Genomic DNA, 26,988 nt, shown 5'->3' on the forward strand with positions numbered 1-26,988 from the left:
GCTGTGAGTATTGAAAAGCGATATAAAGAAAAAGTAGAGACGATTCACCAAGGTGGTCAAGAAAAATATCATCAGCAAAACGAAGCGAAAGGAAAACGCTTTGTACGGCAACGGCTTGCACTGTTATTTGATGATGGTTTAGAGACTGAAGATGGCATGTTTGCAAATTCAGAAGCAGAAGGTTTACCTGCTGATGGGGTTATTTGCGGAACCGGGAAAATAAACGGTAAAACCGTTTGTGTCATGGCGAATGATTCCACAGTAAAAGCTGGCTCATGGGGGGCGCGGACAGTTGAAAAAATCATTCGCATCCAAGAAACGGCTGAGAAATTAGCAGTACCAATGCTGTATTTAGTTGATTCAGCTGGAGCGCGTATTACTGATCAAATTGACATGTTTCCAGGTCGTAGAGGTGCGGGCCGAATTTTTCATAATCAAGTAAAGCTTTCTGGTAAAATTCCTCAAGTATGTATTCTCTTTGGCCCATCAGCCGCTGGTGGCGCTTATATTCCAGCGTTTTGTGATGTTGTCATTATGGTTGACGGAAATGCGTCCATGTATCTTGGCTCGCCTCGTATGGCGCAGATGGTTATCGGTGAGGATGTTTCCCTTGAAGAAATGGGTGGTGCATCTATGCATTGCCGTGTGTCTGGCTGTGGCGATATGCTTGCAAAAGATGAATTAGAAGCAATCGATTTAGCAAGAGAATATATTGGCTATGTCCCACAAAGTTATAAAGGTCGAGTACCTCTATCGGAGGCAATCCCGCCTAAAGATTTACCTAAAACAATTGAAGAGATCATTCCAGAAAATCAAAATGCGCCTTTTAATATGTACGATCTATTAGATCGACTGGTAGACGATAACAGCTTCTTTGAAATTAAAAAGCTCTTTGCACCTGAACTTATTACTGGATTTGCTCGTTTAAACGGAAGAACGATTGGCATTATAGCAAATCAACCTAAAGCAAAAGGCGGGGTATTATTTCACGATTCAGCAGATAAGGCAGCGAGGTTTATTACATTATGCGATGCCTATCACATCCCATTACTATTTCTGGCTGATATTCCTGGCTTTATGATTGGGACAAAAGTAGAACGTGCGGGTATCATTCGTCATGGTGCAAAAATGATTTCAGCGATGGCTGAAGCGACGGTTCCGAAAATTTCTGTAGTTGTTCGTAAAGCATATGGTGCTGGACTTTATGCGATGGCAGGACCTGCATTTGATCCCGATTGTTGCTTAGCTTTACCACAAGCACAAATTGCTGTTATGGGACCAGAAGCCGCTGTAAATGCAGTTTACGCAAATAAAATTGCAGCATTAGCTCCGGAAGAAAGAGCCGCATTTATTGCTGAAAAAAGAGAAGAATACAAAGAAAATATTGATGTGTATCGACTTGCTTCAGAATTAGTCATTGATGGGGTTGTTAATGGAAATGATTTACGCGAAGAGTTAACACGAAGGTTCGCTTTATATGAAACCAAAGAAGTAGTATTTACAGACCGCAAACACCCTGTATACCCCGTATAGTGCGATAACGTTTAAAAAGACTTAAGAAATTAAGTCTTTTTATTTGTCATTATGAGCCTGTGTAACTACATTTTATCGTTATAATTACTTCCTTTTATTTCCTTAAAAAATTTTTTTAATAAACATACATAGAAAACGAGAGACCGTGACATTCTATAGTTACACAGGGAGGTGAAACATAATGGCAGATAACAGAAGTTCAAATAACCTAGTTGTACCTGGTGTACAACAAGCAATTGACCAAATGAAGTACGAAATCGCTTCAGAATTTGGTGTTAACCTTGGTCCTGAAACAACTGCACGTGCTAACGGTTCAGTTGGTGGGGAAATCACTAAACGTTTAGTTAAAATGGCTGAACAACAAATGAGTGGCGGTTACCAAAAATAATTAAATACAATGGAACAAGAAAAGAGACGATAAACTCGTCTCTTTTTTTTAGCGAATACGTTGTTCGTTTTCTGGGTTGAAGAAATGGGCTTTATTCATATTTAATGCAAGCTCAATCGTATCTCCACTTTGTGCAGTCGTTCTAGAATCGACACGTGCAACAAATTCTTGACCTTCAATTGAAGAATAAAGTACAGTTTCAGCACCTGTTAATTCAGCTACATCAATTAAAGCATCAATTTTAGTTCCTTCTGATGAAGAAATGAAAATAGGCTCATCATGAATATCTTCAGGGCGAATGCCAAGAATGAGTTCTTTATCTGTAAAGCCTTGTTCACGTAAAACAGATAGTTTTCCTTCTGGAACCTCAATACGCTGATTGTTGATAACAAAATCCTTACCATCTAATTTACCACTTAAGAAGTTCATAGATGGGGAGCCAATAAAGCCACCAACAAATACGTTTTCTGGATTATCATACACATCTTTAGGTGTCCCAATTTGTTGAATAAGACCGTCTTTCATAATAACGATGCGAGTCGCCATTGTCATTGCTTCTGTCTGATCGTGAGTTACATAAATCGTTGTTGTTTGTAAACGTTTATGAAGTTTTGTGATTTCAGCACGCATTTGTACACGTAGCTTTGCATCTAAGTTTGAAAGTGGCTCATCCATTAAGAATACTTGTGGATCACGTACTATAGCACGACCTAGTGCAACACGCTGACGCTGACCGCCTGACATCGCTTTTGGCTTACGATCTAGCATTTCTTCTAACCCTAAAATTTTTGCTGCATTATCAACACGTTTTTTGATTTCGTCTTTTTTGAACTTTCTCAATTTCAATCCGAATGCCATATTGTCGTAAACGTTCATATGTGGATACAACGCATAGTTTTGGAATACCATGGCAATATCGCGATCTTTTGGCGCTACGTCATTCATGCGCTTATCGCCAATAATCAAATCACCTTTTGATATTTCTTCAAGTCCAGCAATCATACGAAGCGTAGTTGATTTACCGCAACCTGATGGACCAACGAATACGATAAACTCTTTGTCCTCAATATCAAGATTAAAATCTGAAACTGCCGTTACATCTCCATCATACACTTTGTATACATTATTTAATTGAATTGACGCCATTTTTCTTCCCCCTCGTTTTTAACTAAATTTATTGTAAACCCTTTCATAAGATGAAAGCTATGTACAGCTTGCACAAAGAATGACAATATGGCTTTGTGCAAACTGTACATGAATCAAGTTGGCTGGTGCATAAACAAATGCGTAAGCGCTGCATGAGAGAATATGCGTAAATCAAGCCCTGTTTGGGCGTTGAATTTATCAAGTCGGTACTGAAGACTATTTCGATGTAAATGAAGCGCTTTAGCTGTTTGTGATGTATTCAAATTATTTTTGAAGAATACAGTGATTGTATGTAACAATTCTTCATCGTGAAGCAGCTCGTTTGAAAGAAAGTGACTGCGCAATTGTTCAAATTCGGTGTTATGCAGCTGTTGTTTTAATTCAGCTAAACTTGATTCAGTGGCACTGAAAATATGGGTTGAACGTTTCTTGTCCATTTGTTTTAAAAAAAGCTTTTTTTCAAATGACAGTCTTGTTTTACATTGATTTGAGTGAATAGGAATGCCTAAAAATGTATAAAGGATTGTATAGAAATCTGACTCAATTAATTCCGTTAAAGCATCTAAATCATATTCACGATAATCAGATGGAAACAATAGCAAACCATTCGTATTGCTTTCCCAAATCATAAGGGTAGAGATAGGGAAGAATGATAAAATTGCTTCTCGAAACGAGTCATGATCATCGATAGGTTGTTCAATATAAAAATGTAAAGCGGTGAACGTTCCAGCATTTGGTGGTTGTTCACCAGCAGCATATAAATAATTTGACCATTCTTGTTCCTCAGCTGTGGCTGGTCGTGGTGTATGATCCACCTCTGTTAACAGCAAGGATAAAAGCGTTCGTTCACGTTGTGTAATCTTTAACCGATGAAAATAGAAAACGTGTTGTTTATACTGAAAAGAAATACGGTCTGATACGTTATCACTAGGCTGCCAAAATGCATGTGAAAATGTTTGGTTTATGGTTTCATTCATTTGAAAACATACCTTTCTGTTGATCGCTTGTGTGTAGTATAACAAAAAAAAAGCTCGAGATTGAGCTTTTTAATCCTGTTTTTCCTTTGTAATTGGCATGTCTTCTTCAATTTTTCCGCCAGTATGCGGATCAACACGTCCACCATGTAAACCTTCGTTTACATAGCGGTCAATATCAAGTTCGTATTCTTTACGGCTATCCAAATCTTTTCGTTCCTTCATTTTACCATCCCTCCTCTTAGTAGAATGGCAAAATGATTAGATTTTATGCTTTGGTTGGTGTTCTTCTTCATAAACGTGATAGAGCATTAAGTCATGTACAGCTTGCTTTAACTGCTCATCCCTTATTTTTTTCTCAACTTGCGCACCCTCCCACGTAATGGAACCATCAAAGTGATAAGTGCCAGATATGAACTGTCCTTTAAAGTAAAAAGAAAAAGCCCAACTTTGCTTCTGAGTGCGTTGATATAAGGGTTTATATTGGAAATGTACAAGCATTCGAATCGCTCCTTTATCAAGTTGTAAAGGGTTACATAATTCAGTCTATCATAGTGTTCGTTTTCTGTGGGAACAAAAATAAGCTATACTAAGGACAAAGCGTTTAAATTCTTTTTTTGAAGGAGGCAGTTTGCTGCTAAGAAGCAGTAAGCGTTTAATGTGCAATGGATTTTGTTAGTTCTTCTTCTCGCTGTAGTAGGTGCAATTGTCGGTGCAGCGACTAATGCGCTAGCGATTAGGATGTTGTTTCGACCTCATCGAGCGTACTATATAGGAAAGTGGCAACTGCCGTTAACACCAGGATTATTACCGAGAAGACAGCAAGAGCTCGCAACACAGATGGGAAATCTAGTAGCGAATCATTTATTAACAGCCGAAGGGTTAAGTAAAAAATTAACGAGTGAAATGTTTTCAAAGGAGCTCACTGATTGGGTAAGTGGGCGAGTGAAACAATGGTTAACAAGCGACAATACAGTTGAATCAATGTTAAAACCACTATTATCTATTGACAATGGTAAAGACCAGCTTGTTATTAAATCAAGGACGTGGTTAAAAGAACGACTGAAACAGTATGTACAGAAGCACCAAGATACAGCAGCAAAGCAACTGGTTCCACAGGAAATTCAGTCTGCTATCGTAAGCTATTTGCCAGGTCTCTCAAAAACGATGGTTTCAAAAGCGAAAGTATATGTAGAAAGTGCAGAAGGCCAAGAAAAAATGGCTGCTATGGCGACGAACTTTTTGTCGTCAAAAGGCAAGTTTGGTGGAATGGTTTCAATGTTTCTTTCCAGCGAAAAAGTAGTGGAGATGGTTTATCCAGAAATTGTTAAATTTTTGGATGATGAAAAAACAACAGAGATGCTTCATGGTTTACTTGCTCGTGAGTGGGAGCAGTTACTAGAAAAACCTGTATCGTCATTTGAAGCAGAAAAATATATTGACACCGTCATTGATAAAGCAACGGTTGGTTTAGAAAAGAACATCCCGCTTTTAAATTGGTACGATGCACCTCTTCAAACATGGACAACGCCATATATTGATCAAATTGTCGATAAGTGGGCCCCTCAACTTGTTCGTGTAACAACAGGTTATATAGAGGTGCATTTAACGTCCATTATGAAGAGCTTGCGCTTAAATGAAGTGATTGAACAACAGGTAGCATCCTTTTCTATGGCGAATTTAGAAGAGCTTATTATGAAGATTACAAAGAAGGAATTGCGATTAATTACGCTATTAGGAGGCGTAATTGGAGGAACCGTTGGTCTGATTCAAGCGCTAATTGTTCATTTTTTTTATTAGGAATGGTCGTATGACGTGAATTCTGTCGACTGACGTGTTATAGTCGGTTGGTAGGGAGTGATAAACATGAGTATGACATATGATAAGGCACATGAATTAAAAGACGCACTTGAACAAAGTGATGAGTTTAAGGCGCTTCATGAGCTACATGCACAAATTGAAGCAGATGAAATTGCAAAAAAAATGCTTGAAAACTTTCGTAAGCTTCAGCTAGATCTTCAACAAAAGCAAATGCAAGGTATTCAAATTTCTGAAGAAGAAGCGCAACAAGCACAGCAGCAATTTGAACTTGTTCAGCAGCATGAGTTGATTTCAAAACTGATGGAAGCAGAGCAACAACTTAGTGTAATTATTACAGAGTTAAATAAGATTATTACTGAGCCATTGGAGAAGATCTACGGCGATCCTTCTCAAGAACAGTAATGAAGTAAAAGCTTGTCACTTGTTAAAAGTGGCAAGCTTTTTTTAATGGATCCTTGTTCTACTTCATCTAAAAACGCATAAAACTTAAACAAGGTTAGGTCCAGCTATACAACATGAACTTCATGAAGGAGGAACACGTTTGAAAACCTATAACTTGTTAGTCATGAACATTGATAAACTGTTTTTAGAAGGGGAAGCCAAGGCATCAAAAAAGACGAAAATGGCGATGGCATACTTAGAAAAAAAGCAAGTATCCGTTGTGTTGGTGACAAATCATTCCTTTTCGTATGCAAAAAAAATTGCCCGAAATGTAAAATGCGACGCAACGATTATTGCTCACGGAGGCTCCTTTATATCCGATACAGACCAAAACGAGTGGTACAATCGACCGTTAAGTCTTGAAACAACGTTAGATCTGTGTCATGTTATGGAACGATTTGATTGTGAGGTAAAGCTACAGTATGGCGATTATTGCGCATCTATTCGCCCACAGCACAAACAAACACTTTTAGCGAGAATGTCTTTTAATGCTCCTGGTGAGCAAATTCTGTACCCGTTAACGTATGTGGACTCCTTGTATGAGCACGTTCTGAAGGAAGGGAAAGGGCCGTTAAACGTTAGCCTTAAATGCGACGAGCAAAAAGATCTAGACTATATTTGTGAGATTGTTAAACAAGAGATACCTGAATTAAACGTTATGAAAACGAATAAAGGCGAATGCTTTGTTGTTGGTGCAGGTGCTGAAAAAGAGCGAGCACTTCAATGGCTTGTAAAGCGCAATCAGCTCTCTTTAGACCAAGTCATTGTTGTGGGAGTGGGCGAGGAAGATTCTGAAATGATCGCAATGGCAGGTTTAGGTGTAGCGATGGGAGACGCGACAGAATCGGTGAAAGAAAAAGCAAATTGGGTTACTCGTACTATGAATCAAGGTGGATTAGCATACATGGTTCATGAAGTGTTCCGTAAGCAGTTAAATATGCAATTGAAAGAGTGAACCTAAAGCCCTAGCGGCTCATCCGCTAGGGCTTTTATTAACGTGCAAACAAAATCATCTTGCCCTGGTGAGTTAAACGGTGAGTTAAACTTTGGGCATTTGCTTCTTCTAGCTTTGCTTTTGCTACTTGAATTGCAGATTCTTCGGATTCCGCTTCAATGCGCTCATTTAAAACTACAGAACTATCTTTATTAAATGCTGTTAAAAAATACGTCATAACAACCTCCTGATAACGTTTTCATTAAGTGTATCATGGATAGAGTGTGTATTCACCTATTTTTAACTTAATGAATAGAGTAAAGAAAAAGGGGGAATACAACATGAGAAACGAAGAAATGATGTCGCTTTGTCAACGCTATACGAACTACCCTGTTAACGTTTCTTTAACAAATGGCGAGGAATTTGAATCGGTTATTGAATATGTGGATCAAGAAAACGTCTATGTACTTTATCCGGTTGATCAGAATGAATACCCAATGCAAATCACTCAACTTGAAGGGTTTCATTCTGCCAACGAACCTCATCGCTATGGGTATGGGTATGGTTATCCACCTCCGTATGCGTATGGTGGTTTTCGTCCATACGGGTGGAGAAGATGGGTATTGCCTTTAACGGCACTAGCAGCGATCTCTTTACTATAGGGCTACTCACATGAGTTGTCCTTTTATTACATAATCGTGGAGTAATAGTCAAATAAATACGTGAGATTACGTAATTTACGAACTTAAATGGCGTTTCCCGTTAAAATTATGTAAAATGTATTACAAGTGAAACGATAGAGAGGATGCTGAAAATGGAGAAGTATGATATTTACTTAGTTGAAGATGAAGAAAACTTATCAGAAGTTTTAAAAGCATATATGCAAAAAGAAGGTTGGAATGTTACAGTCTTTGATAATGGAGATGCGGCGGTTGATGCAGTGGCGGACAAGCCTCACTTATGGGTGTTAGATATTATGCTTCCAGGCACAGATGGGTATCAAGTATTAAAAGCAATAAAAAATGAAGAAGATACGCCGGTAATTTTTATTTCTGCAAGAGATCAAGATTTGGATCGTGTGTTAGGGCTTGAAATGGGAAGTGATGATTATTTATCAAAACCATTCTTGCCACAAGAACTCATTATTCGTGTAAAGAAAATTTTAAATCGGGTTTACGGTTCAAGTACATCAGACGTACAAAAAGTCGAATTAAACGCATATACAATTGATCCTATTGGACGTACGATCATTGACACAGAAGAGAATAATGAAGCGGTTGATTTAACAACGAAAGAAATGGATCTAATGCTATTGTTATCAGCCGAAATTGGTAAAGCCTTCTCAAGAGAGAAAATTATCGAGCATGTATGGGGCGATAATTACTTTGGATCTGAGAGAGCTGTTGACGACGTCGTCCGCCGGGTTCGTAAGAAAATGCCGCGTATTCATTTAGAAACGCTTTATGGGTACGGGTACCGGATCTTATCCTCATGATAAAAATTAATTTAACGAGACGAATATGGCTTGCATTCGTTTCGTTAATTGTGCTTGTCGCACTCTCTATTATTATTGTTTATCCCATTTCAATTCGTGGGGCGCTGACAGAAGAGACGTACCAAATTATTGATAACAGTGTCCGGGACCAATTAATGCAAGAAGATGCAAACTGGGAGACGTTCCTGAGCCAGCAGCCGGGGTTTTACCAATCTAGGCAGGAGCAACGAGCGACGGTTTCGTTTTTAATTGAAATTACCGGATCAACGTATGCCATTTATAATACGCCAATTGATGTGGTACCTGACCCACCAGTTCACGAAGAGATGCGTCAAAACGCAGTTGATCAAAATACACAAACAGGCCGATATGAAACGACATTTGGTGGGCAAACTCTCTTTTATACGGTGAATGATTTAGTTAGTCCGATTGAAGGTTCCGATTTATATTTGATCACCTATATGTGGGACACGTATCGTGATGAAATGGTCCAGAATCTTTGGGAGCGACTGCTTTATTTATTATTGCTCACAAGTGCACTAAGCTTACTTCCTGCCATTTGGTTAAAGCATTATTTGCGACAACCATTAGCCATTTTAGAAAATCACCTAGAACAAATTGCAAATCGAAACTGGCAAGAGCCGTTAAAATGGGAAGGGGACGAAGATTTTGAGCGTCTTTCGTATCAATTTGAACGAATGCGACAAAATTTAAATAGCTATGATCGCGCTCAGAAAACGTTTATTCAGCATGCTTCTCACGAATTGAAAACACCGATTATGGTCATTAAAAGCTATGCTCAATCAGTAAAAGATGGCATTCTACCAAAAGAAGATCTTGGTAAGACAATGGATGTTATTACAGAAGAAGCGAATCGGATGGAGCGTCGAGTCATTGATATGCTTTACTATACAAAGCTTGACCAGATGCAAAAAGAGCAGCTTAAAGTAGAAGAGTTTCCTTTTGGAAAGCTTGCGTATCAGATTGAAGAGCGATTTCGTTATCAAAGAGATGATGTGACCATTGATGTACAAGGTGCAGATAAAACACTAAAGGCAGACATCGAACAATGTGAAGTGCTCCTAGAAAATTTAGTCGAAAACGGATTGCGCTATGCTAAACGTCAATTAACTATCCGTGCGGAAGAAGATGAGCGCTATTCATATATCATTGTTGAAAACGAAGGAGACCCAATTGATGCAGATCTCAGCAAATTGTTTAGCCCATTCTATAAAGGAAATAAAGGGAAATTTGGTTTGGGGTTAGCCATTGTTAAGCAAATTGCCGAATTGCATCATGGATTCGCGAAGGTAGACAATATTGAAGAAGGCGTTCGATTTACCATTGGACTGCCAAAACCTTATCAAGCACAGGATGTAAAACAAAAGAAAAAAGAAAAGAAACGATCATAAAGGTTTGATCTTGTCATAGTCACTGTGGCAGGGTCGAGCTTTTTTTTAGATTCTTTAAGAAGAAGCGTTCATACGATAAGAGCTGTATATGCTATACTAATGAAAGATTAAAATGTTAAAGAGGTGACCGTTATGGAAAAAGGAATAAAATACCATCAAGTGGGGGAAGCGGTTAATCGGTACTTGTTAATAAAGACGGCGACGAAGCAAATAGCGAGTAACTCAAAGCCATTTTTAACCTTAATTTTAGGTGATCATACAGGAGAAATTGAAGCGAAATTATGGGGTGTCTCGCCAGAAGACGAAGGCACATTTGTCAATAAAACGATTGTACATATACAAGGTGACGTGATTGATTATAGAGGACGTACCCAACTGAAAATTGCGAGCATTCGTCCCACTAGTCCAATGGATGGAGTGGAAATTAACGACTTTGTGCGCTCCGCGCCATTGTCAGCTGAAGACATGCTTGATGAGGTTAACCAATTTATTTTTGATATTCAAAACCCAAATATCCAGCGCATTACCCGTTACATTGTGAAGAAGCATCAAACCGCGTTTGTTGAATCTCCAGCAGCTACGAAAAATCATCATGAATTTATGGGTGGATTGGCTTTTCACGTTGTTTCCATGTTACGTCTAGCAAAAAATATTGCTGCACAATATGAGAACCTAGATACAGACTTGCTGTATGCAGGCGTTATTCTTCATGATATTGGAAAAGTAAAAGAGCTCTCTGGAGCCATTGATACGACCTACACGCTTGAAGGCAAGTTGCTTGGACATATTTCCATTGGTGCTATGGAAATTCACGAAGCGGCACAGGAATTAAAAATTGAAGGCGAAGAGCTACTAATTCTTCAGCATCTTATGTTAAGTCATCATGGAAAAGGGGAATGGGGAAGTCCTAAGCCCCCTTATATTCGTGAGGCAGAGGTGTTGCATATGATTGACAATGTTGATGCAAAGATTAATATGATGGATCGTGCGCTAGAGCGAGTGGAACCAGGAGAATTTTCTGAACGAGTCATGGCATTAGAAAATCGGAGCTTTTACAAACCGAGTTTTCATAAAAAACCACTCGATCTATAAAAAAAGTTCTACTTAGGCTTGATCACCCATATCATTAGATAAGAAACGCTTACTAGAAAGTAGAAAGGGTGAATAATTCTAATGAAAACAAAAGAGACAAGCCAATTTCTTGCACTTGGAGCCGTAGTCGTATTAGTTGTAGCCTTTCTGTTAACACAAACATCCGTTGGTCAATTCGTTCTTGCCAGCCCTTGGTGGACGTATTTACTCATCCTCGGTATTGTTTTTAGTGGCTATCAGTGGATTCGGGCACTAAAAGAAGAAAAGGAAATTGATGAGGACTTTATTGAACAAGAAGGAAATGTCTATATGGAACGTATTCAAGAAGCAAAGAAATTAAAAGAGCAGCAAGAGCTTTAAGCCTCATGTTACGATTTGGAAAAACAAAAGAATGGCCTTCAGGTTAGAAACAACTCTTCCTGAAGGTTTTTTGTTTATAAAGGAGAAATAGAAAAAGAGAGCAGTAGAGCGATTAGAGTAGATCAATTTCACCTATTTTTAAGGCAATTGGAATGCGATGATATGGTCTCAACTGCCGTCGAAGGAGTGGTTTGACAGAATAAACGTTTAATGCTTAAAACAAAGGCAACAGAGGGCATCCATTGTAGCGAGCACTTAGATGTCCGAATGGTAAAGAGGATTTAATCACATCGCTGCTTCAGTGGCGTGGTTTCGTCTAATTGAATAGTGCTTTTAAAGGAGTGTCTCATGAGAAATCGAGGATGTGCGGTACTCATTAAAGATCAAAAAGTAGTATTAATAAAAAGAGTTCATAACAACGATACTTACTTTGTGTTCCCTGGCGGTGGGGTAGAGAAGGATGAAACGCTAGAGGAAGCAACCATTCGAGAAGCCCTTGAAGAACTCAATGTACACATTTGCATTGAACGATTGCTCACGACTGTTTTTTATCACGGTACACATTATTTTTTTCTTGCCTCTATTCTTGAGGGAGATATTGAAATTGGACAAGGGGACGAGTATGTCGACAAAGAGAGAAAACGTGGCACGTATGAGCCAGTATGGGTACCTTGTAATCAATTATCTTCATTAGATGTTAGACCAAAAGAGATAGGGCATTATGTTCAACAATTCTTGGGGGAATTCTAAAAGAAACGTAGGATGAATTTAGTATGCGTGACATTAAAAAAGCTTGCTGATCCTATCCGACTTGGATAAGGTCAACAAGCTCATTTTATTTATTCGTTCTCTTCATCAGTAGTGTCTTCGTCAGTAGTGTCTTCATCAGTATCTGTTGAATCATCTTCTGTCGTGTCTTCATCAGCTGGCTGTTCTTCCTCTGTCTCAGGTTGGTTTGTGCTCGCTTGGACTTGATCAATAACACCTTGGAAGAACTCGTCTTCTACGGTTACATCATATTGCTCAAGCAAGTCCACAACTACCGCAAAGAAGTCACGTCCATTTTCTTCAATATAAGCGCGTTTAACGGCCATCTGCGCCGAGTCAGGCATTGTGTCATACTCAAGTGCCTCGTCTGTCTTTTCAATTACGTGAAAGCCGAATGCTGATTCAACAGGCTCACTTGTTACTTCGCCAACTTCTAAGTCAAATGCAGCTTCCGCGAAAGCCTCGTCCATTTCAGCGCGTGTAAAGAAACCAAGATCACCGCCGTTACTAGCAGTGCCGTCTGTGCCGAATTCTTCAGCGAGATCAGCAAAATCGCTTCCATCATTTAATTGTTCAATAATGTCATTTGCAACGTCTTCTTCCTCAACAAGAATATGACGAGCTTCGACTTGCTCATATTGCTCACGATTGTCTTCGAAATAAGCGGCAATGTCTTCATCAGTGTAGTCTAAATCTTGGGCTTGAAGCTCAATTAAAGTTAGTTCTGGAATGATTAAATTATCAATCATATCATCACGGTCTTCTAATCCAAGTCTTTCAACTACAATGTCAACGAGCTCATCTTCTGAGTTAACACCGAATTCATCTTGAAGTGTTGCAACCATTGCGTTAATTTGTTCTTCAGAAAAGTCCATATCTTCGCCAGCAAGCGCTAATAGTTGTTCAGTTAAGTCTGTAAAGAAAGCGTTTTGCAAAGCGCCTGCTGCTTGTTGATTGTTTTTTAAATCTTCAAATAGCGCTTCTTGTGTAATCGTTTCTCCACCCTCAATTGTAGCAATGGTAGATCCGTTTCCTTCGTCATTATTACATGCTGCTAAAGTTGTTAGCGCAACAGCACCGAAACCAGCGAGTAAGTACTTTTTCATTTGTAACACTCCTTGAAGAGATCTATTATCGTCAGCATAACTTGTACACAAGGTCAACTAGTTAAATTACCCAGTTTTTTCTTGCACAAAACCTACTATATCATAAATAAAAACCTACAACAATTGCTGTATTATTGGGAAATTAGGTCATTCGCCTAGTACCCATATTTACTTTTTGCATAGGATAAGGTAACAAAGCACAAAGAAAGCTCTAAAACCTCCGGGTAGCAAGGGTTAAGCGTGTTTTGAAGCGTTTCTAATGCTTCACATTCAACATGCTCAATGTGCTTTCTATCAAAAAAAATGTGAAATTTTCAAAGGAGGAAATGTACATGAGTTACGCAGGCGGAGGATACAACAGTGGGTTTGCATTAATCGTAGTTTTATTCATTTTATTAGTGATTATCGGGGCTTCTTGGATTTGCTAGTAAAGTGTAGCGCTCATGGATTTATCCATGAGCGCTTTCTCTATTCAGAACAAAAATTATCAAAAAACAGGTTAAACTATTGTTGAAAGAGAGTAGAAAAGGGTATAAAGACAGTAGAACACATTCATACATAGGAGTAGGAGGAAGCATGAGTAGACGACAACAAACCAACCGTTTTTATAAAACAGGCTTTTTTATTGTTCTTGCAGTTTTAATCATCATTCTTTCTGTATTGTTAATTGGGGCAATAAGGCTCTTTGGTAATTTAGATTCTGATTCAAGGGAACGGCCTACTGTAAACAATGAAAGCGAAGAGCTATTGAGTTTTCAGATGACGCTAAATCAGACAAATCTTTTATTGGACAATTTACTAGAGGAAGATATACCATTTCACTTTTACCTGGCTGAAGATGGTGTTTATTTGGAAGGTGAAGTCGATGCTGTCCTTTCTTCAATTGATGTAGCTATGCGTTTCGATCCAACGGTACAGGAAGATGGCAGTTTATTGTTAGAAGCAGACAATCTGTCAGCAGGATTTTTATCAATCTCACCGGAAACTGCGTTGCGTATGTTTAATCAAGTAGCTGATCTGCCAGAATGGATTTATCTTTATCCAAGTGAAGAACATGTGGTGATTGATTTAAGAACGATTGAAGAGTTAGAGCCTTTTGGTTTACGCTTTAATGATGTCAACTTAGATGAGGATGTTTTAGACATATCACTTATACAATAATGTTTTCAAAGAACCATCAGCAGACGCTGATGGTTCTTTAGATAGAGAGTAAGAAAACGCCTCTCCTATAAATAATTTTTTTGCTTCAATGATGGCTGAGGTGAAATAAAGGAATCGTCATTAAATTGTCTAATAAAATCATCATCATATAAGTGACGTACAATCGACACTAATTCTGAGAATTCCGGGAACCTTCCGTAAATCTCTTTGATTGGCAAAGAGCCTTGATAAACATTAAAGGTTTGTTCGTTAAATACACGTAAAGTCTCGTGTAACAGTATTTCTCCTTCTTTCGTTAGGCAAACGTACGTGTTTCTTTTATCTTCTTGCTTTTTCGAGAATGTTAATAACCCTCGCTTTTCTAGCTTTTTGGAAAAGTTAAAGGCAGTTGACACATGCATGGCACCGTATGAGGCAATGTCAGAAATGGAAGCGCCGTTGAACTGATCAGCAATCCATAAAATATGATGCTCATTCAAGTTTAAGTTAAACGGTTTAATCCAATTTTGCCAATCTTTCTCGACGGATTTCCACATCGCTTTGCTTAATACAGCTAGCTTGTAACTATATAACATTGAGTGCTTAGCCATTGGCTCCATAACCATTCCTCCATCTATATTCTATTTGTAAAGGGTGACTTTTGTATGCTACGAATGTTTTCTTTTAAAGGAATCCATGAAAGCTGCAAGTACTTCACATGATTCTAGTGGAACTGCATTGTAAATACTTGCCCGAATACCACCAACCAAACGATGACCAGGTAATCCAATAAGGCCAGCTTCTTCAGCTTCTTGTAAAAACATTTTCTCTAAATCATTATTTTGCAAATTGAAGGTCACGTTCATTGTAGAGCGAGCTTCTTTTTCGGCGTGACCACGATAAAACCCTTCACTGCGATCAATGATGTCATAGAGTAGGGAAGCTTTCTTTTCATTTCGGGCTTCGATTACTGAAACGCCGCCTTCGCTTTCAATCCACTCCAACACTAAGTTCAACATGTAAATCGAAAAGACAGGTGGTGTATTATACATAGATTGACTTTTAGCAAAGGTTTGATAAGAAAGCATTGGTGATACGTCTACATGAGCGTTTTTAAGAAATGAATCTTTAACCACGACGATGGTCACACCGGCAGGACCAAGATTCTTTTGAGCACCTGCGTAAATAAGATCAAACGCATTATAATCAATGTCTCTTGACAAAATATCACTAGACATGTCACAGACAAGCGGCAATTTCTGATGAGGAAATGTTTTCCATTGTGTTCCATAAATTGTGTTGTTTGATGTTATATGTAAATAGGAATTTTCGTCATTATAAGAAAGCTCATCCGGAGATGGGATGGTTGAAAACCCACTTTCTTTAGCTTGTGTTTGTACGTCAATAGTCCCGAATCGTTTCGCTTCATTTGCGGCTTTTTCTGACCAGACACCTGTTAATACATAACTGGATTGATTATTTAGAAAATTCATAGGAACCATGGAAAATTGAAGGTTCGCTCCACCTTGAAAAAATAATACATGGGTATCTTCATCTAAGTTCATTAACGACTTCAGTCGAGAAATTGCTTGAAAGTGAACGTTTTCATAGGTTTTAGAACGATGACTCATTTCCATAATAGAGACTTGTGATGCATCATAATTAAGAAAACTTGCTTGTGCTTTTTCGAGTGCTTGGCGAGGTAAAGCAGCAGGACCAGCGCTAAAGTTATGAACATTTTTCATTTTTTTGACTCCCTTTATCCCTTTAACGTGTGTTTTTAGAAATGATATCATAATTTTGACTTTTTGGGCGATAAAATCGTAAATTATTTTTATTTGAGAATAATAATGTAAAAAAAAAGTCACCAGGAAGTGACTTTTTCTTAAATGGAGCTGTTTAGTATGTCTTTGAAACGTTTTGTATAAGGTTCTAACCCGTTTACATGATCTGGGCTTGCTTCTTTATCCCAAATATGGCTGTAAATAGCTTCTTCTCCATATCGAGGAACAAGATGAAGGTGGTAGTGAAACACAGTTTGGCCAGCCACTTGTCCATTATTGTTCACGATATTCATTCCTTTACACGAATAGCTCTCTTTTAAAGCAGAAGCCAGTTTTGGCACAACTGAAAATAGGTGAGAAGCTGTTTCTGAGGGAAGGTCAAAAATAGCCTCATGATGCTGTTTCGGAATAATCAGTGTGTGTCCTTTCGTTATTTGTTGAATGTTATAAAATGCTAAAACGTGCTCATCCTCATACAGTTTTGTGGCTGGTAGCTGTCCATCTCTTATAGCACAGAAAATACAATCTGACATAGAAAATCCTCCTTTAAACTACTTCTTAGCTAAAAGTGTACGCATATTTATGGAAAGAAGCAATCAAGAAGGGGAAAGGATTTTAAAAGCGTTATGGTGAATAGAGTGAAAGAGGTCTGAAAGTGCTTTTCTGGTTTTTTTTTGCTAAACTACAAGGGGGAGTGATGACATAAATGGCTAATATGTTAGAGATTAATGAATTATCAGGTGGGTATACACCAAAAAAGCCTGTTTTACATAACGTTTCATTTGGTGTCCAAAAGCAAGAAATAGTTGGTTTAATCGGCTTGAATGGTGCTGGAAAAAGTACCACCATTAAGCATGTACTAGGGTTAATGGACCCACAAGCTGGTGAAGTGAAAATTAACGGGTTGCGTTTTGCCGATAATGCAGACCAGTACCGAAGATCATTCGCCTATATCCCAGAAACACCACTCTTATATGATGAATTGACATTATGGGAGCATTTAGAGTTAACAAGTGTTGCCTATGGAATTGAAAAAGCAGACTTTGAAAAGCGTGCAGAAATACTCTTAAAAGAATTTAATATGGTAAAGATGAAAAAGTGGTACCCTAATCATTTTTCAAAAGGAATGCGTCAAAAAGTGATGATTATGAGTGCTTTTCTAGCGGAACCAGAGCTATATGTAGTGGATGAACCGATTGTTGGTCTAGACCCGGTAGGAATACAGTCCTTCTTAAACTGGATATCTGAAATGAAGAAAAAAGGCGCAGGAATACTAATGTCAACCCATATTCTAGCAACGGCTGAGCGTTACTGTGATCGCTTTGTTATTTTACATCAGGGAAAAGTGGTGCTTACTGGTACGCTCGATGAAATGAGACGAGCCATTGGGAAAAGCGATGCAACTCTGGATGATATTTATATTGAAATGACGAAGGACGTTCAGGAATGAGACAGGCACAAGAGCTTTGGGAATCTAGACGTCATCAATACTGGTCAGAGGCGAGAGGATATTTAAAATTAATCTTAAACAGTGGCTTTGTTATTTCTGTTTATTTCCTATTTATTTTCCTTACCGTTTATTACCAGCAGTTTGTAGAGCAGATGCCTGCGGACTTTCCGCTTGTACTGTTGTTAACTGTGCTGTTTACGTGGCGCTTAACGGCAGGTTCCATTCGGACCTTTGTTAAACCGGCTGATATTGTTTTCTTATTACCTTATGAAACAAAGATGACGGTTTATTTCAATCAAGCATTAAGATACTCAAGTATATGGCAAGCCAGTTACATCGTCTTGTTATTTATGGCTGTTGGCCCAATGTTCACAGAACGTATTGGCACAGGGGCTGCCTTCTGGCTAGCACTATTGTTTCTTATTTTAATAAAAATATGGAACCTCTTATGTGTTTGGCAGGAGCAACGCCTTGTGGCAAAAGGAGAGCGCTATTCAAATATGGCTCTTCGCTTGCTAATTAATGCTGTGGCGACTTATCTGCTATTCGCACAAGCTACGGTGTGGTTAATAGTAGCCATTATCGTTCTTATGACGATCCTGTACAAAGGATATTGGCAACCACTTGAAAAAAAGCATAGCTTAAAATGGGATCGATTAATTGAAGTTGAAAATCAGATGGTCATGTTCTTTTATCGAATCGCGAACGCTTTTACAGATGTACCTCAGCTTCGCAATAAAGTGCGGGAGCGTCATTACTTACAATGGGCTGTTCAATCGTTAGGTGGAAAAAAAGGTACTGTCTACCACTACTTATATGCGCGGACGTTTATTCGAGCGAATGACTATCTTGGTACGTATTTGCGCCTCGCTGTTGTGGGTGGCCTCTTCATTTATGTGCTACCGTTAGGGTGGATGAAATTGGCAATGGCATTGCTGTTTACTCATATTACGATGATGCAGTTATCAACTCTTTCTTTTCATCATTCTGCTAGTATTTGGATTGATTTATATCCGATAAAGCCTGAAGAAAAGAAGCAAGCATTAACGTATATCACAGCTCGTTTACTGTTTTTACTTGCTATCGTATACGGGGTACTCGCAGTTGTTACAAGTGATCTTTTGTATGGTGTGCTTGTCTTAATTGCCAGTGCGCTACTTGGACTATATGGAAGCCAAACACTCGTTCATCGAAAAAAAGGAAAGTATCGCAGAGTCCGCTAATAAAATGTAGCGAAGGGGGCTCTCGTAATGAATGTAAAGGGTGTAGAGGAAGAGCTTGCAGTATGGAAACGGCAGCAACAACGACCAGAATCACACTTGAAAAAAAGGATTGGACATTTGCAAGATGCGATCAATCTAAAGATGCCTAAACTCTACCATGCAGCTGCTACACAATGTGTGAAAATGACAGCGGAAGCAATTATGTACGGCATTGATATGTCCAATCAACTAATTGTGAAAGAAATACGTTCTTTTTCCCTTGAAGAAGCAGACCAGAAAGCGGTGGATATGTTTCGACGTTATCGCCGTATGGCATTAGCGGAGGGGATTGGAACTGGGGCAGGGGGATTTGTTGCAGGGGCAATGGATTTCCCTCTTTTTCTATCGTTAAAATTAAAAGCGTTGTTTGACGTTGCACATCTATATGGATTTTCAACCGCAACACTACACGACCGTTTTTTTATTTTATTATTGTTTCAGTTTAGCTATGGTAATCGAGCACATCGATTAGATGTATTAAAAGAAGTTGAAACCTATATTCAGTTTGGTACGATTAATGAAACGAATTGGAAACAATTGCAGCTTCAATATCGAGATACCATTGATATTCCGAAGACTTTGCAACTCCTTCCAGTTGTTGGGGCGGTATTTGGAGGAACAGCGAACTACTATTTATTCACAAAACTTGAAGAGAACACCATTCAGCTCTGTCGAATGCGTTGGCTAGCAGAATTCAAGCGAGCAGCTCTGGAGAAGGGTTAAATGAGGAATATGTAGAAAAGGTCGTTCCATAAAGTCATTGTTTGACTTTACTAGTTACGGCTTTTTTTTTTGGTATTGTGTTTAAAAGCGAATTGTTATGAGCTGTTTACGAAGGATAAGGTTCAAAATAAAGCTCACGTTTAAATTTCTATTAAGTTACTCCAGCATGAGTAGTACCACGATGCGGCACTACTCATGAGTAAGGAGAATCTTGCAAGAACATACGGTTTATTTCATCCAGCTAGGCGTATACTGGGCCATCATCGCTGCAAGTGTTGAAAAATAACCAGTGAATAAAAGAATGCCCAGGATAATCATAATAACGCCACTGACTTTTTGGATAATCGGTAAGTAACGATTCATACGTCTCATTTTGTGCAAAGAACGTGCCCAGAGCATGGCAATAAGTAAAAACGGAATGCCAAGTCCAACAGAATAAATAAAGAGCAAAAAGACGCCGCTCCATATAGTAGCAGATGTACTTGCTAAAGTGAGAATACTTGCTAACACAAGCCCAATGCATGGTGTCCAGCCAGCAGCAAATAAAAAGCCGAACAATAACGATTTTGAAAAACTTGCCGCAGTATTAGAAGACGGCTCTAATCTTTTGTCTGAGAACAGAGCACGAATAGAAATCAGTCCAGTCATTTGTAGACCGAATAAAATAATAACAATTCCTCCAAGGCGCTCTAGTAGTGCTTGATTGCTAACAAAAAGCTGCCCAAGCATCGTGCTTGCTAATCCGAACAGCATAAAGACAAGTGTGAAACCAGCAATAAAGCCAAAACTTCTGGACAGGATGATCCTTCTAGGTGCAGCAATGGCCCCATTTGTGACAGTAGTGCCTGTTAGTTGAGATAAATAAGCAGGCATTAAAGGAAAGATGCACGGTGAAAAGAAAGAAACTAAGCCTGCGAAAAACGCAATGCTAAAGGTTACTTCCATTTAGCTCAGCCCCTTAAAACAAAAAATAGATAATGATGTACTAGTCTATGACCTTTCCAAGTGTAACATGTTTAAACAAATGAAAGCGAATTCGTTTAGCATGCAATTTTGAACATTACGTGATAAATGTCAAAGAACCCCTAAATACATTGTAAATTAAGCGAAAATCTCACCGAATCCTGTCTTTTTTTTATATGATAAGTACGATAGACTGGATTGTAGTTTGTTTTCATTGTGTTATAAGACCTATAGGGGGGTCATTGATCTGCTGAAAAAATGGAGTTTGGTTGCGAGTGCGTTCGTCGGTATGGTAGCACTGTCTTTCATTATATTCGTAATCTTTATGTTAGCTGGTTCTTATCAGCTAGACGAAGAGAAACTTATGATGAATCGATCGAGCGTCCTCGTCGATACAGAAGGAAATGTAATTACGAACTTATATATGGAAAATCGAGAGTTTGTTAGCATTACAGAAATCCCTGAGTACGTACAGCAGGGGTTTGTTGCGATGGAAGATTCACGCTTTTATGAACATCAAGGCATTGATTTTAGAGCAATTGGTCGGGCGCTTTATCGAGATTTACTAGCAGGAGCAAAAGTTGAAGGGGGGAGTACGATTACCCAACAACTTGCAAAAAATTTGTTTTTATCAAATGAAAAAGCATGGCTCCGTAAGACGAATGAAGTACTAATAGCAATGAATTTGGAGCGACGGTACAGTAAAGAAGAAATTTTAGAAATGTACTTAAATCAAATATATTTTGGTCATGGTGCTTATGGCATTGAAGCAGCCTCTCAATTGTATTTTAATAAACCTGCTAAAGAGTTAACCGTGTATGAAGGTGCTTCGTTAGTTGCTGTCGTGAATGCGCCTAGTACGTTTTCTCCATTAAATGAAGTGGAAAAAAACAAAGAACGCCGCGACCTAGTACTAAAGGTCATGGCGCAACAGGGTTACTTATCAAGCGAAGAAGCATCATCTTATCAGGATGCTCCGGTAGAAACGGATCATCAAGAATATGTATTGGATGAAGCGTTGTTTACGTACATTGATATGGTGATGGATGAAGCAAGCGAGCGCTACAACATAAGTAACAATGAATTACTTACAGGTGGATATCGTATTGTGAGTCCGATTGATTTGGCGTTTCAGCATGAGACTTATCGAGCATTAAATGATGAACGTTTTTACCCTGAAGGAAGTAAAGATGCGCAAGGAGCCATGATGTTCATGGATGTTAACACTGGCGGGGTGTTAGCGGCACAAGGTGGAAAAGAGTATGTTCGAAGAGGGTTAAATCGACTTAATGTTAATCGATCTCCAGCATCAACATTTAAACCACTTGCTGTATATGCGCCAGCTTTGGAAAGTGGCATGTATCATCCTTATTCTACGTTAAAGGATGAATTGCTTCTATATGAGGATGAAACAGAAGATGGCTACACACCACGAAACGCCACTGGAGAGTATAGTGGTGAAATGACATTATATGATTCCCTCGTTCAATCGGCTAATGCACCAGCTGTTTGGCTACTAAACGAAATGGGAGTCAGTGATTCGGTTCGTCAATTAAGAAAGTTTGGATTGCAGGTGCCAGACAGACAGTTATCACTCGCGTTAGGTGGTCTTTATGAAGGCGTGACTCCTTACGAAATGACCAAATCGTATCGACCTTTTGCTCATGAAGGTCAGTTGATTGAACCTCATTTTATTAAAGATATTTATGATTCCAATGGCAAGCGAGTTGGTGGAGCTAATCTAGTTGAAACAGAGGTCATGTCTGAGCAAACCGCTTGGTCAATGACGCGAATGCTCGAACAAGTAATGAAAGAAGGTACTGGCGCTACTGGTGTGCAAACGACGTCTCCTATCGCTGGAAAAACAGGAACTCAGGGCTACCCAAATGTAGCGGGAGCAGTACGAGATGCTTGGTTCGTTGGGTATACGCCTGAGGTCGTTGGAAGTGTGTGGATGGGATATGATACGACAACCGACGATCAGTACTTTACAGGGGGAAGTCAACACCCGACGCGTTTATTTCAAGCGATGGTAGATGAGCTGCCTGCTTCAAATCAAGGGACAGCGTTTGTAAAGCCAGAAGGTGTTAAAGATCTTGAGCCACCTATTGCGATGCAAGAGATAAATAATTTCGAAGCGAGTTATTCTCTCGGAGGAAATGGTTTGTTAAGCGTCTATTTAGAGTGGGATGCGTTTGAAGATGATCGAATGGAATTCAACGTTTATGAAGTTCAAGACGATGAACGAAAAAGAGTAGCTTCGAACTTAACAGAATCTAGCTACTCAGAAGGACGGTACAATCCATTTTCCATTCCAAGTTATCAAATCGTTGCATATGATCCTGTAACAGAGGTAGAAGGATCTGAGAGTGAGGTTCTAAAACCGAGCTTTGAGTTTTCTTTTTCTCTTACTCCATAATCATAACGAAAACGTAGTGTTTTGACGCTACGTTTTTTTTAGTTCATTCTATTAAAATGACGGGTATAAGCATTGGTAAGTAATGTGGCTATACAGTGAAGCGTATTCTTTTTATGGAGACGCATGATCAAAAAGGAATGAAAATATAGCTTTTGAATGTCCCTTAACTTGGAGATACTAGGACGTGTGTTGAGAAAATAACGCTTATGCCAAGATTTTTGACAAAATCCATCAAAATCATGACAATTTATCATAGTGTGTGTACAACTGTTCAGTAGGTTATTATAGTTAAAGAGATAAAAAGAGAACGATAAATAAGCAGAAACGTCGATTTTCTGTTTTGTTTCAAGTAAGATAGACTTTGTGAGATTTGTTCGTTTGGAGAGGTGGATAATAGTGAGTATGGCGTTTAACGACACATTTTTGAAAGCATGTAGGGGAGAGGCTCATGACCATGTACCGGTTTGGTATATGAGACAAGCAGGGCGCTCTCAACCTGAATATCGGAAAATCAAGGAAACACATAGCTTGTTTGACATTACACATGACCCTGAACTTTGTGCGTATGTAACGAAGCTACCAGTTGATCAATATAACAATGACGCTGCTATTTTATACAAAGACATAATGACACCGCTCCCTTTTATCGGTGTGGATGTAGAAATTAAGTCAGGAATCGGTCCAGTCATTTACAATCCTATTACGTCAGAAAAAGATGTCGAGCAATTAGGGGAATTAAATCCTGAAAAAGATGTTGCTCATGTATTAGAAACGATAAAAATTCTACGTAACCAGCTTCATGTACCGCTAATCAGCTTTGCTGGAGCGCCATTTACATTAGCGAGTTATATGATTGAAGGCGGTCCCTCAAAAAATTATCATAAAACAAAAGCATTCATGCACTCGAACCCTAAAGCGTGGCATTTGTTAATGGATAAGCTTGGTACGATGACTGTTGCGTATGTGCATGCACAAGTTGCGGCTGGTTCGCAAGCCATACAGTTGTTTGATTCATGGGTGGGAGCATTGAGTGTAAGTGATTACAAACGGTTTATTAAACCAGTAATGGATCGAATTTTAACGGAAGTCCGTTCGGAAGGAGTTCCGCTCATTTTACATGGGGTAGGTACGCCTCATTTAATGAATACGTGGAAAGATATGCCAGCTGATGTCATTGGACTTGACTGGAGAACGACAATCGATGAAGCCAGAGCAATAGGAATTGAAAAAACGGTTCAAGGAAATTTAGATCCGTCCATTTTACTTGCACCATGGAATGTTATTGAGCAAGAGACGAAAGCAATTTTAGACCAGGGACTAAAGAGTAACCACTTTATCTTTAACTTAGGCCAGGGCGTTTTCCCAGAAGTATCTCCGGATACATTAAGACGATTAACGGCCTTTATTCATGAATACTCAGCTGAAGTGAAGCGAAAGGGGTAAGAAAATGAAGAAAAAAATTGGGTTACTTGTAATGGCGTATGGTACCCCTCGAAAGAAAGAGGAGATTGAACCCTATTACACGCATATTCGTTATGGGCGCCCGCCTTCTCAAGAGGCGTTACAAGATTTAACGGATCGGTATGAGGCAATTGGTGGGATTAGTCCATTAGCTCGTATTACCGAACAACAAGCAGACGGACTTGCTGAGGTACTTAATAAACGGTTTGAACAGTATGAATTTATTCCATATCTAGGGTTAAAGCATATCTCACCTTTTATAGAGGATGCGGTTCAGCAAATGCATGCGGATGGTTTAGATGAAGCGGTATCTATTGTACTTGCACCACACTTTTCCACGTTTAGCGTAAAGTCGTATAATGGACGTGCAAAAACGGAAGCCGAGCGATTAGGTGGACTCACAATTAAATCAGTAGAAAGCTGGTACACTGAGCCGAAATTTTTAACTTATTGGTCAGAAATGATTCAAGAAGAAATGAAAAAAGTAGCTTCAAAAGACGATCTTTGCGTGATTTTTTCTGCACACAGCTTGCCTGAGAAGATTATTGCAGCAGGAGACCCGTACCCTGAGCAATTAAAAGAAACGGCACAGCTACTAGCTGAAAAAGCAGATGTTATGCATTATGAAATTGGATGGCAGAGCGAAGGGAATACACCGGATCCTTGGCTTGGCCCTGATGTGCAAGACTTGACGAGAGAGTTGTATGCCGACAAAGGCTATAAAGCTTTTATGTATTGTCCAGTTGGTTTTGTAGCAGAGCACCTAGAAGTCTTATATGACAATGATTACGAATGTAAGGTTGTAACCGATGAGATTGGTGCTACCTATTTAAGACCACCAATGCCAAATGATCATCCGCTCTTTTTAGAAGCAATGGCAGATGCCATTGAAAAACAGTTTGCTGCTGTTGATACGTATGAGTAATGAACAAGTAGCCATTATCGGTGCAGGGGCTACTGGATTAGCTGCTGCACTTTGGTTAGAAGACCATACATCCATACAGTACCACGTGTTTGAGCAACAGGATCGTGCGGGTGGTAAAGTTGTAACAACAGTGGATGATGGGTTTATTATTGAAGGTGGCGCGGATTCTTATTTAGAGCGTAAAATCGCCATGACCGATTTAATTAAGAGAGTTGGTTTAGAAGAGGAACTTGTTCGTAATGAAGTGGGACAAGCATATATCTTAAAAGATGGCGACCTTTATCCAAATCCAAAGCGAACGGTTTTAGGTATTCCTACTGACCTTGATGAATTTATGAAAACGGACTTAATTTCGGATGATGGTAAGAAAGAACTTTTAAAGGAATATAATAAGCCAATGGCCCCTAGAGTGAATGAGGACATCTCGTTAGGAGATTTCTTTGAACATCGACTAGGTAAAGAAATGGTCTCTTCATTAATTGAGCCTTTATTAGGTGGTATTTACGGTGGAAATATTTACGAGTTAAGTATGAGAGCGACTTTCCCTCATTTTTTAAAGATGGAGGAAGAAGGTAGTTTGCTCAGAGCACTCGAACAGAAACAGCAGCCTCATGAAAACGTCAAAAAACAAGGTATGTTTTTAACAGTAAAAACGGGACTACAATCAGTATTTGAGGCAGTTGTTGCGAACCTTAAGGAAGGGAGTGTTTCCTTCAATACACAAGTGGAAGAGATTGTGAAAGAAGGAGACAATCGTTATTTAGTCCGTTTAGCTAATGGTGAGAAAAAAGGACCGTATCACTCGGTGCTTATTACGACACCACCGCAAAAAGCAAGTGAGCTAATACCGGATAATAAGATTAAACAGCAATTGCAAGCTCTGACAGCTACAAGTTGTGCAACCGTTGCTCTGACCTTTCCCGAGTATGCAATCGATAATCCTCATGAAGGAACTGGTTTTGTCGTTGCTCGAAATGGACAAGAAACGATAACAGCTTGTACGTGGACAGATGTAAAATGGCCACATACAGGAAAGTCAGGTAAAACGTTAATGCGCGCATATGTAGGGAAGCCTGATCAACCTGAGATCGTTCATGAAAGTGACGAATCTATAACAAATGCCGTTTTAGCAGATTTAAAAGGTATTATGAATAGTAACGCGACCCCCGAGCGCGTACACATTACAAGGTGGCATGAAGCAATGCCACAATACAAGGTTGGTCATGTCGAACGGGTAAAACAACTTGCACATGAGTTGACTGCAACACATCCTGGCTTGCATGTTGCTGGTGCTGCATTTGAAGGTGTTGGTGTTCCGGACTGCGTGAAGCAAGGGAATGAAGTAGCGAAGAAAATAGTTGATACAGTAAAAGTGACGTGATAAATGCCAT

30 protein-coding genes are annotated in these 26,988 nt (G+C 39.1%); 20 read left to right on the forward strand and 10 right to left on the reverse strand.

Annotated features, from left to right (window positions below; translation table 11 throughout):
• The first annotated feature begins 3 nt into the window (after positions 1-3).
• Positions 4-1,533 carry an acyl-CoA carboxylase subunit beta gene (locus FPV17_RS07815; protein WP_144558681.1) on the forward strand — a complete coding sequence of 510 codons (1,530 nt, stop codon included), beginning with the start codon at positions 4-6 and terminating at the stop codon, positions 1,531-1,533.
• A gap of 181 nt (positions 1,534-1,714) precedes the next feature.
• Positions 1,715-1,921, forward strand: a complete 207-nt coding sequence (locus FPV17_RS07820; protein WP_035395237.1) for an alpha/beta-type small acid-soluble spore protein — start codon at positions 1,715-1,717, stop codon at positions 1,919-1,921.
• A gap of 48 nt (positions 1,922-1,969) precedes the next feature.
• Here FPV17_RS07820 and msmX read toward each other — a convergent pair whose 3' ends face one another.
• From msmX to FPV17_RS07835, 4 genes are all read right to left on the reverse strand, one after another.
• Positions 1,970-3,067: an ABC transporter ATP-binding protein gene (gene msmX / locus FPV17_RS07825; RefSeq protein WP_144558682.1), complete on the reverse strand. Its 1,098-nt coding sequence runs from the start codon at positions 3,065-3,067 to the stop codon at positions 1,970-1,972.
• A gap of 113 nt (positions 3,068-3,180) precedes the next feature.
• On the reverse strand, positions 3,181-4,044 hold the full coding sequence (locus tag FPV17_RS07830) for a PucR family transcriptional regulator (protein WP_144558683.1): 864 nt from the start codon (positions 4,042-4,044) through the stop codon (positions 3,181-3,183).
• 69 nt (positions 4,045-4,113) lie between these two features.
• Positions 4,114-4,266, reverse strand: a complete 153-nt coding sequence (locus tag FPV17_RS21830; RefSeq protein WP_186370754.1) for a hypothetical protein — start codon at positions 4,264-4,266, stop codon at positions 4,114-4,116.
• Between the two features lie 36 nt (positions 4,267-4,302).
• Positions 4,303-4,542: a DUF5342 family protein gene (locus FPV17_RS07835; RefSeq protein WP_035395232.1), complete on the reverse strand. Its 240-nt coding sequence runs from the start codon at positions 4,540-4,542 to the stop codon at positions 4,303-4,305.
• 159 nt (positions 4,543-4,701) lie between these two features.
• Here FPV17_RS07835 and FPV17_RS07840 point away from each other — a divergent pair, with 159 nt between their 5' ends.
• The 3 genes from FPV17_RS07840 to FPV17_RS07850 all read left to right on the forward strand — a co-directional run bounded on the left by FPV17_RS07840 (position 4,702) and on the right by FPV17_RS07850 (position 7,258).
• Positions 4,702-5,841, forward strand: coding sequence for a DUF445 domain-containing protein (locus tag FPV17_RS07840; RefSeq protein ID WP_144558684.1), 1,140 nt, complete (start codon positions 4,702-4,704; stop codon positions 5,839-5,841).
• A gap of 66 nt (positions 5,842-5,907) precedes the next feature.
• The gene (locus FPV17_RS07845; RefSeq protein WP_060705421.1) at positions 5,908-6,264 is read left to right on the forward strand and encodes a YlbF/YmcA family competence regulator; all 357 of its coding nucleotides are present in this window, start codon (positions 5,908-5,910) and stop codon (positions 6,262-6,264) included.
• A 139-nt stretch (positions 6,265-6,403) separates the two neighbouring features.
• Positions 6,404-7,258 carry an HAD-IIB family hydrolase gene (locus FPV17_RS07850; protein WP_035395229.1) on the forward strand — a complete coding sequence of 285 codons (855 nt, stop codon included), beginning with the start codon at positions 6,404-6,406 and terminating at the stop codon, positions 7,256-7,258.
• A 37-nt stretch (positions 7,259-7,295) separates the two neighbouring features.
• On the opposite strand, the gene FPV17_RS07855 is transcribed toward FPV17_RS07850, so the two are convergent.
• Entirely contained in the window at positions 7,296-7,475 is a 180-nt protein-coding gene (locus FPV17_RS07855; protein WP_035395228.1) for a YhzD family protein, read from the reverse strand.
• A 103-nt stretch (positions 7,476-7,578) separates the two neighbouring features.
• Between FPV17_RS07855 and FPV17_RS07860 the strand changes: the two genes are divergently transcribed.
• The 6 genes from FPV17_RS07860 (at position 7,579) to FPV17_RS07885 (ending at position 12,346) form a co-directional block, all read left to right on the forward strand.
• The gene (locus FPV17_RS07860) at positions 7,579-7,899 is read left to right on the forward strand and encodes a hypothetical protein (protein ID WP_035395226.1); all 321 of its coding nucleotides are present in this window, start codon (positions 7,579-7,581) and stop codon (positions 7,897-7,899) included.
• 152 nt (positions 7,900-8,051) lie between these two features.
• On the forward strand, positions 8,052-8,732 hold the full coding sequence (locus FPV17_RS07865) for a response regulator transcription factor (RefSeq protein WP_035395225.1): 681 nt from the start codon (positions 8,052-8,054) through the stop codon (positions 8,730-8,732).
• Positions 8,729-10,144, forward strand: a complete 1,416-nt coding sequence (locus FPV17_RS07870) for a sensor histidine kinase (protein WP_035395223.1) — start codon at positions 8,729-8,731, stop codon at positions 10,142-10,144. Before FPV17_RS07865 ends, FPV17_RS07870 begins: the two co-directional genes overlap by 4 nt.
• A gap of 132 nt (positions 10,145-10,276) precedes the next feature.
• Positions 10,277-11,236, forward strand: a complete 960-nt coding sequence (gene yhaM, locus FPV17_RS07875; RefSeq protein WP_035395221.1) for a 3'-5' exoribonuclease YhaM — start codon at positions 10,277-10,279, stop codon at positions 11,234-11,236.
• Between the two features lie 81 nt (positions 11,237-11,317).
• Positions 11,318-11,596, forward strand: a complete 279-nt coding sequence (locus FPV17_RS07880; RefSeq protein WP_144558685.1) for a sporulation YhaL family protein — start codon at positions 11,318-11,320, stop codon at positions 11,594-11,596.
• A 348-nt stretch (positions 11,597-11,944) separates the two neighbouring features.
• Positions 11,945-12,346, forward strand: coding sequence for an NUDIX hydrolase (locus FPV17_RS07885; protein ID WP_144558686.1), 402 nt, complete (start codon positions 11,945-11,947; stop codon positions 12,344-12,346).
• 89 nt (positions 12,347-12,435) lie between these two features.
• On the opposite strand, the gene FPV17_RS07890 is transcribed toward FPV17_RS07885, so the two are convergent.
• Entirely contained in the window at positions 12,436-13,470 is a 1,035-nt protein-coding gene (locus tag FPV17_RS07890; RefSeq protein WP_035395219.1) for a peptidylprolyl isomerase, read from the reverse strand.
• A 332-nt stretch (positions 13,471-13,802) separates the two neighbouring features.
• On the opposite strand from FPV17_RS07890, the gene FPV17_RS07895 reads away from it, so the two are divergent.
• Together FPV17_RS07895 and FPV17_RS07900 are read left to right on the forward strand one after the other, a co-directional pair.
• Complete coding sequence (locus FPV17_RS07895; protein WP_078390824.1) at positions 13,803-13,898, forward strand: YjcZ family sporulation protein; 96 nt, start codon at positions 13,803-13,805, stop codon at positions 13,896-13,898.
• Between the two features lie 148 nt (positions 13,899-14,046).
• The gene (locus FPV17_RS07900; protein WP_035395217.1) at positions 14,047-14,631 is read left to right on the forward strand and encodes a DUF2140 family protein; all 585 of its coding nucleotides are present in this window, start codon (positions 14,047-14,049) and stop codon (positions 14,629-14,631) included.
• Positions 14,632-14,696: 65 nt separating this feature from the next.
• Here FPV17_RS07900 and FPV17_RS07905 read toward each other — a convergent pair whose 3' ends face one another.
• The 3 genes from FPV17_RS07905 to FPV17_RS07915 all read right to left on the reverse strand — a co-directional run bounded on the left by FPV17_RS07905 (position 14,697) and on the right by FPV17_RS07915 (position 16,927).
• Entirely contained in the window at positions 14,697-15,230 is a 534-nt protein-coding gene (locus FPV17_RS07905; RefSeq protein WP_035395216.1) for an HTH-type transcriptional regulator Hpr, read from the reverse strand.
• A gap of 48 nt (positions 15,231-15,278) precedes the next feature.
• Positions 15,279-16,355, reverse strand: coding sequence for a 3-phosphoserine/phosphohydroxythreonine transaminase (serC, locus tag FPV17_RS07910; protein WP_035395215.1), 1,077 nt, complete (start codon positions 16,353-16,355; stop codon positions 15,279-15,281).
• Between the two features lie 140 nt (positions 16,356-16,495).
• Complete coding sequence (locus FPV17_RS07915) at positions 16,496-16,927, reverse strand: HIT family protein (protein WP_035395214.1); 432 nt, start codon at positions 16,925-16,927, stop codon at positions 16,496-16,498.
• 173 nt (positions 16,928-17,100) lie between these two features.
• On the opposite strand from FPV17_RS07915, the gene FPV17_RS07920 reads away from it, so the two are divergent.
• The 3 genes from FPV17_RS07920 to FPV17_RS07930 are packed head-to-tail and all read left to right on the forward strand — an operon-like array spanning position 17,101 to position 19,829.
• On the forward strand, positions 17,101-17,844 hold the full coding sequence (locus tag FPV17_RS07920; RefSeq protein WP_035395213.1) for an ABC transporter ATP-binding protein: 744 nt from the start codon (positions 17,101-17,103) through the stop codon (positions 17,842-17,844).
• The gene (locus tag FPV17_RS07925; RefSeq protein ID WP_144558688.1) at positions 17,841-19,067 is read left to right on the forward strand and encodes an ABC transporter permease; all 1,227 of its coding nucleotides are present in this window, start codon (positions 17,841-17,843) and stop codon (positions 19,065-19,067) included. Before FPV17_RS07920 ends, FPV17_RS07925 begins: the two co-directional genes overlap by 4 nt.
• 27 nt (positions 19,068-19,094) lie before the next feature.
• Positions 19,095-19,829: an EcsC family protein gene (locus tag FPV17_RS07930; protein ID WP_052008003.1), complete on the forward strand. Its 735-nt coding sequence runs from the start codon at positions 19,095-19,097 to the stop codon at positions 19,827-19,829.
• A 228-nt stretch (positions 19,830-20,057) separates the two neighbouring features.
• Here FPV17_RS07930 and FPV17_RS07935 read toward each other — a convergent pair whose 3' ends face one another.
• A complete protein-coding gene (locus FPV17_RS07935; protein WP_060705407.1) occupies positions 20,058-20,774 on the reverse strand; it encodes a cytochrome c biogenesis CcdA family protein in 717 nt (238 codons plus the stop codon).
• Positions 20,775-21,057: 283 nt separating this feature from the next.
• On the opposite strand from FPV17_RS07935, the gene FPV17_RS07940 reads away from it, so the two are divergent.
• The 4 genes from FPV17_RS07940 (at position 21,058) to hemY (ending at position 26,978) form a co-directional block, all read left to right on the forward strand.
• Positions 21,058-23,211, forward strand: coding sequence for a transglycosylase domain-containing protein (locus tag FPV17_RS07940; protein ID WP_246117157.1), 2,154 nt, complete (start codon positions 21,058-21,060; stop codon positions 23,209-23,211).
• A 402-nt stretch (positions 23,212-23,613) separates the two neighbouring features.
• Complete coding sequence (hemE, locus tag FPV17_RS07945) at positions 23,614-24,654, forward strand: uroporphyrinogen decarboxylase (protein WP_186370795.1); 1,041 nt, start codon at positions 23,614-23,616, stop codon at positions 24,652-24,654.
• Positions 24,655-24,658: 4 nt separating this feature from the next.
• Positions 24,659-25,597 carry a ferrochelatase gene (gene hemH / locus FPV17_RS07950; RefSeq protein ID WP_144558690.1) on the forward strand — a complete coding sequence of 313 codons (939 nt, stop codon included), beginning with the start codon at positions 24,659-24,661 and terminating at the stop codon, positions 25,595-25,597.
• Positions 25,554-26,978 carry a protoporphyrinogen oxidase gene (gene hemY / locus FPV17_RS07955; RefSeq protein ID WP_081762164.1) on the forward strand — a complete coding sequence of 475 codons (1,425 nt, stop codon included), beginning with the start codon at positions 25,554-25,556 and terminating at the stop codon, positions 26,976-26,978. Before hemH ends, hemY begins: the two co-directional genes overlap by 44 nt.
• Positions 26,979-26,988: the final 10 nt, after the last annotated feature.

This window comes from Shouchella miscanthi (assembly GCF_007725405.1).
GTDB lineage: Bacteria > Bacillota > Bacilli > Bacillales > Bacillaceae_D > Shouchella > Shouchella hunanensis.

Coding starts and splice junctions, on each gene's coding strand:
- FPV17_RS07820 (WP_035395237.1), top strand. CDS start 1,715: ATGGCAGATAACAGAAGTTCAAATAACCTAGTTGTACCTGGTGTACAA.
- msmX (WP_144558682.1), bottom strand. CDS start 3,067: ATGGCGTCAATTCAATTAAATAATGTATACAAAGTGTATGATGGAGAT.
- FPV17_RS07830 (WP_144558683.1), bottom strand. CDS start 4,044: ATGAATGAAACCATAAACCAAACATTTTCACATGCATTTTGGCAGCCT.
- FPV17_RS21830 (WP_186370754.1), bottom strand. CDS start 4,266: ATGAAGGAACGAAAAGATTTGGATAGCCGTAAAGAATACGAACTTGAT.
- FPV17_RS07835 (WP_035395232.1), bottom strand. CDS start 4,542: ATGCTTGTACATTTCCAATATAAACCCTTATATCAACGCACTCAGAAG.
- FPV17_RS07845 (WP_060705421.1), top strand. CDS start 5,908: ATGAGTATGACATATGATAAGGCACATGAATTAAAAGACGCACTTGAA.
- FPV17_RS07855 (WP_035395228.1), bottom strand. CDS start 7,475: ATGACGTATTTTTTAACAGCATTTAATAAAGATAGTTCTGTAGTTTTA.
- FPV17_RS07860 (WP_035395226.1), top strand. CDS start 7,579: ATGAGAAACGAAGAAATGATGTCGCTTTGTCAACGCTATACGAACTAC.
- FPV17_RS07865 (WP_035395225.1), top strand. CDS start 8,052: ATGGAGAAGTATGATATTTACTTAGTTGAAGATGAAGAAAACTTATCA.
- FPV17_RS07870 (WP_035395223.1), top strand. CDS start 8,729: ATGATAAAAATTAATTTAACGAGACGAATATGGCTTGCATTCGTTTCG.
- yhaM (WP_035395221.1), top strand. CDS start 10,277: ATGGAAAAAGGAATAAAATACCATCAAGTGGGGGAAGCGGTTAATCGG.
- FPV17_RS07880 (WP_144558685.1), top strand. CDS start 11,318: ATGAAAACAAAAGAGACAAGCCAATTTCTTGCACTTGGAGCCGTAGTC.
- FPV17_RS07885 (WP_144558686.1), top strand. CDS start 11,945: ATGAGAAATCGAGGATGTGCGGTACTCATTAAAGATCAAAAAGTAGTA.
- FPV17_RS07890 (WP_035395219.1), bottom strand. CDS start 13,470: ATGAAAAAGTACTTACTCGCTGGTTTCGGTGCTGTTGCGCTAACAACT.
- FPV17_RS07895 (WP_078390824.1), top strand. CDS start 13,803: ATGAGTTACGCAGGCGGAGGATACAACAGTGGGTTTGCATTAATCGTA.
- FPV17_RS07900 (WP_035395217.1), top strand. CDS start 14,047: ATGAGTAGACGACAACAAACCAACCGTTTTTATAAAACAGGCTTTTTT.
- FPV17_RS07905 (WP_035395216.1), bottom strand. CDS start 15,230: ATGGAGCCAATGGCTAAGCACTCAATGTTATATAGTTACAAGCTAGCT.
- serC (WP_035395215.1), bottom strand. CDS start 16,355: ATGAAAAATGTTCATAACTTTAGCGCTGGTCCTGCTGCTTTACCTCGC.
- FPV17_RS07915 (WP_035395214.1), bottom strand. CDS start 16,927: ATGTCAGATTGTATTTTCTGTGCTATAAGAGATGGACAGCTACCAGCC.
- FPV17_RS07920 (WP_035395213.1), top strand. CDS start 17,101: ATGGCTAATATGTTAGAGATTAATGAATTATCAGGTGGGTATACACCA.
- FPV17_RS07925 (WP_144558688.1), top strand. CDS start 17,841: ATGAGACAGGCACAAGAGCTTTGGGAATCTAGACGTCATCAATACTGG.
- FPV17_RS07930 (WP_052008003.1), top strand. CDS start 19,095: ATGAATGTAAAGGGTGTAGAGGAAGAGCTTGCAGTATGGAAACGGCAG.
- FPV17_RS07935 (WP_060705407.1), bottom strand. CDS start 20,774: ATGGAAGTAACCTTTAGCATTGCGTTTTTCGCAGGCTTAGTTTCTTTC.
- hemE (WP_186370795.1), top strand. CDS start 23,614: ATGGCGTTTAACGACACATTTTTGAAAGCATGTAGGGGAGAGGCTCAT.
- hemH (WP_144558690.1), top strand. CDS start 24,659: ATGAAGAAAAAAATTGGGTTACTTGTAATGGCGTATGGTACCCCTCGA.
- hemY (WP_081762164.1), top strand. CDS start 25,554: ATGCCATTGAAAAACAGTTTGCTGCTGTTGATACGTATGAGTAATGAA.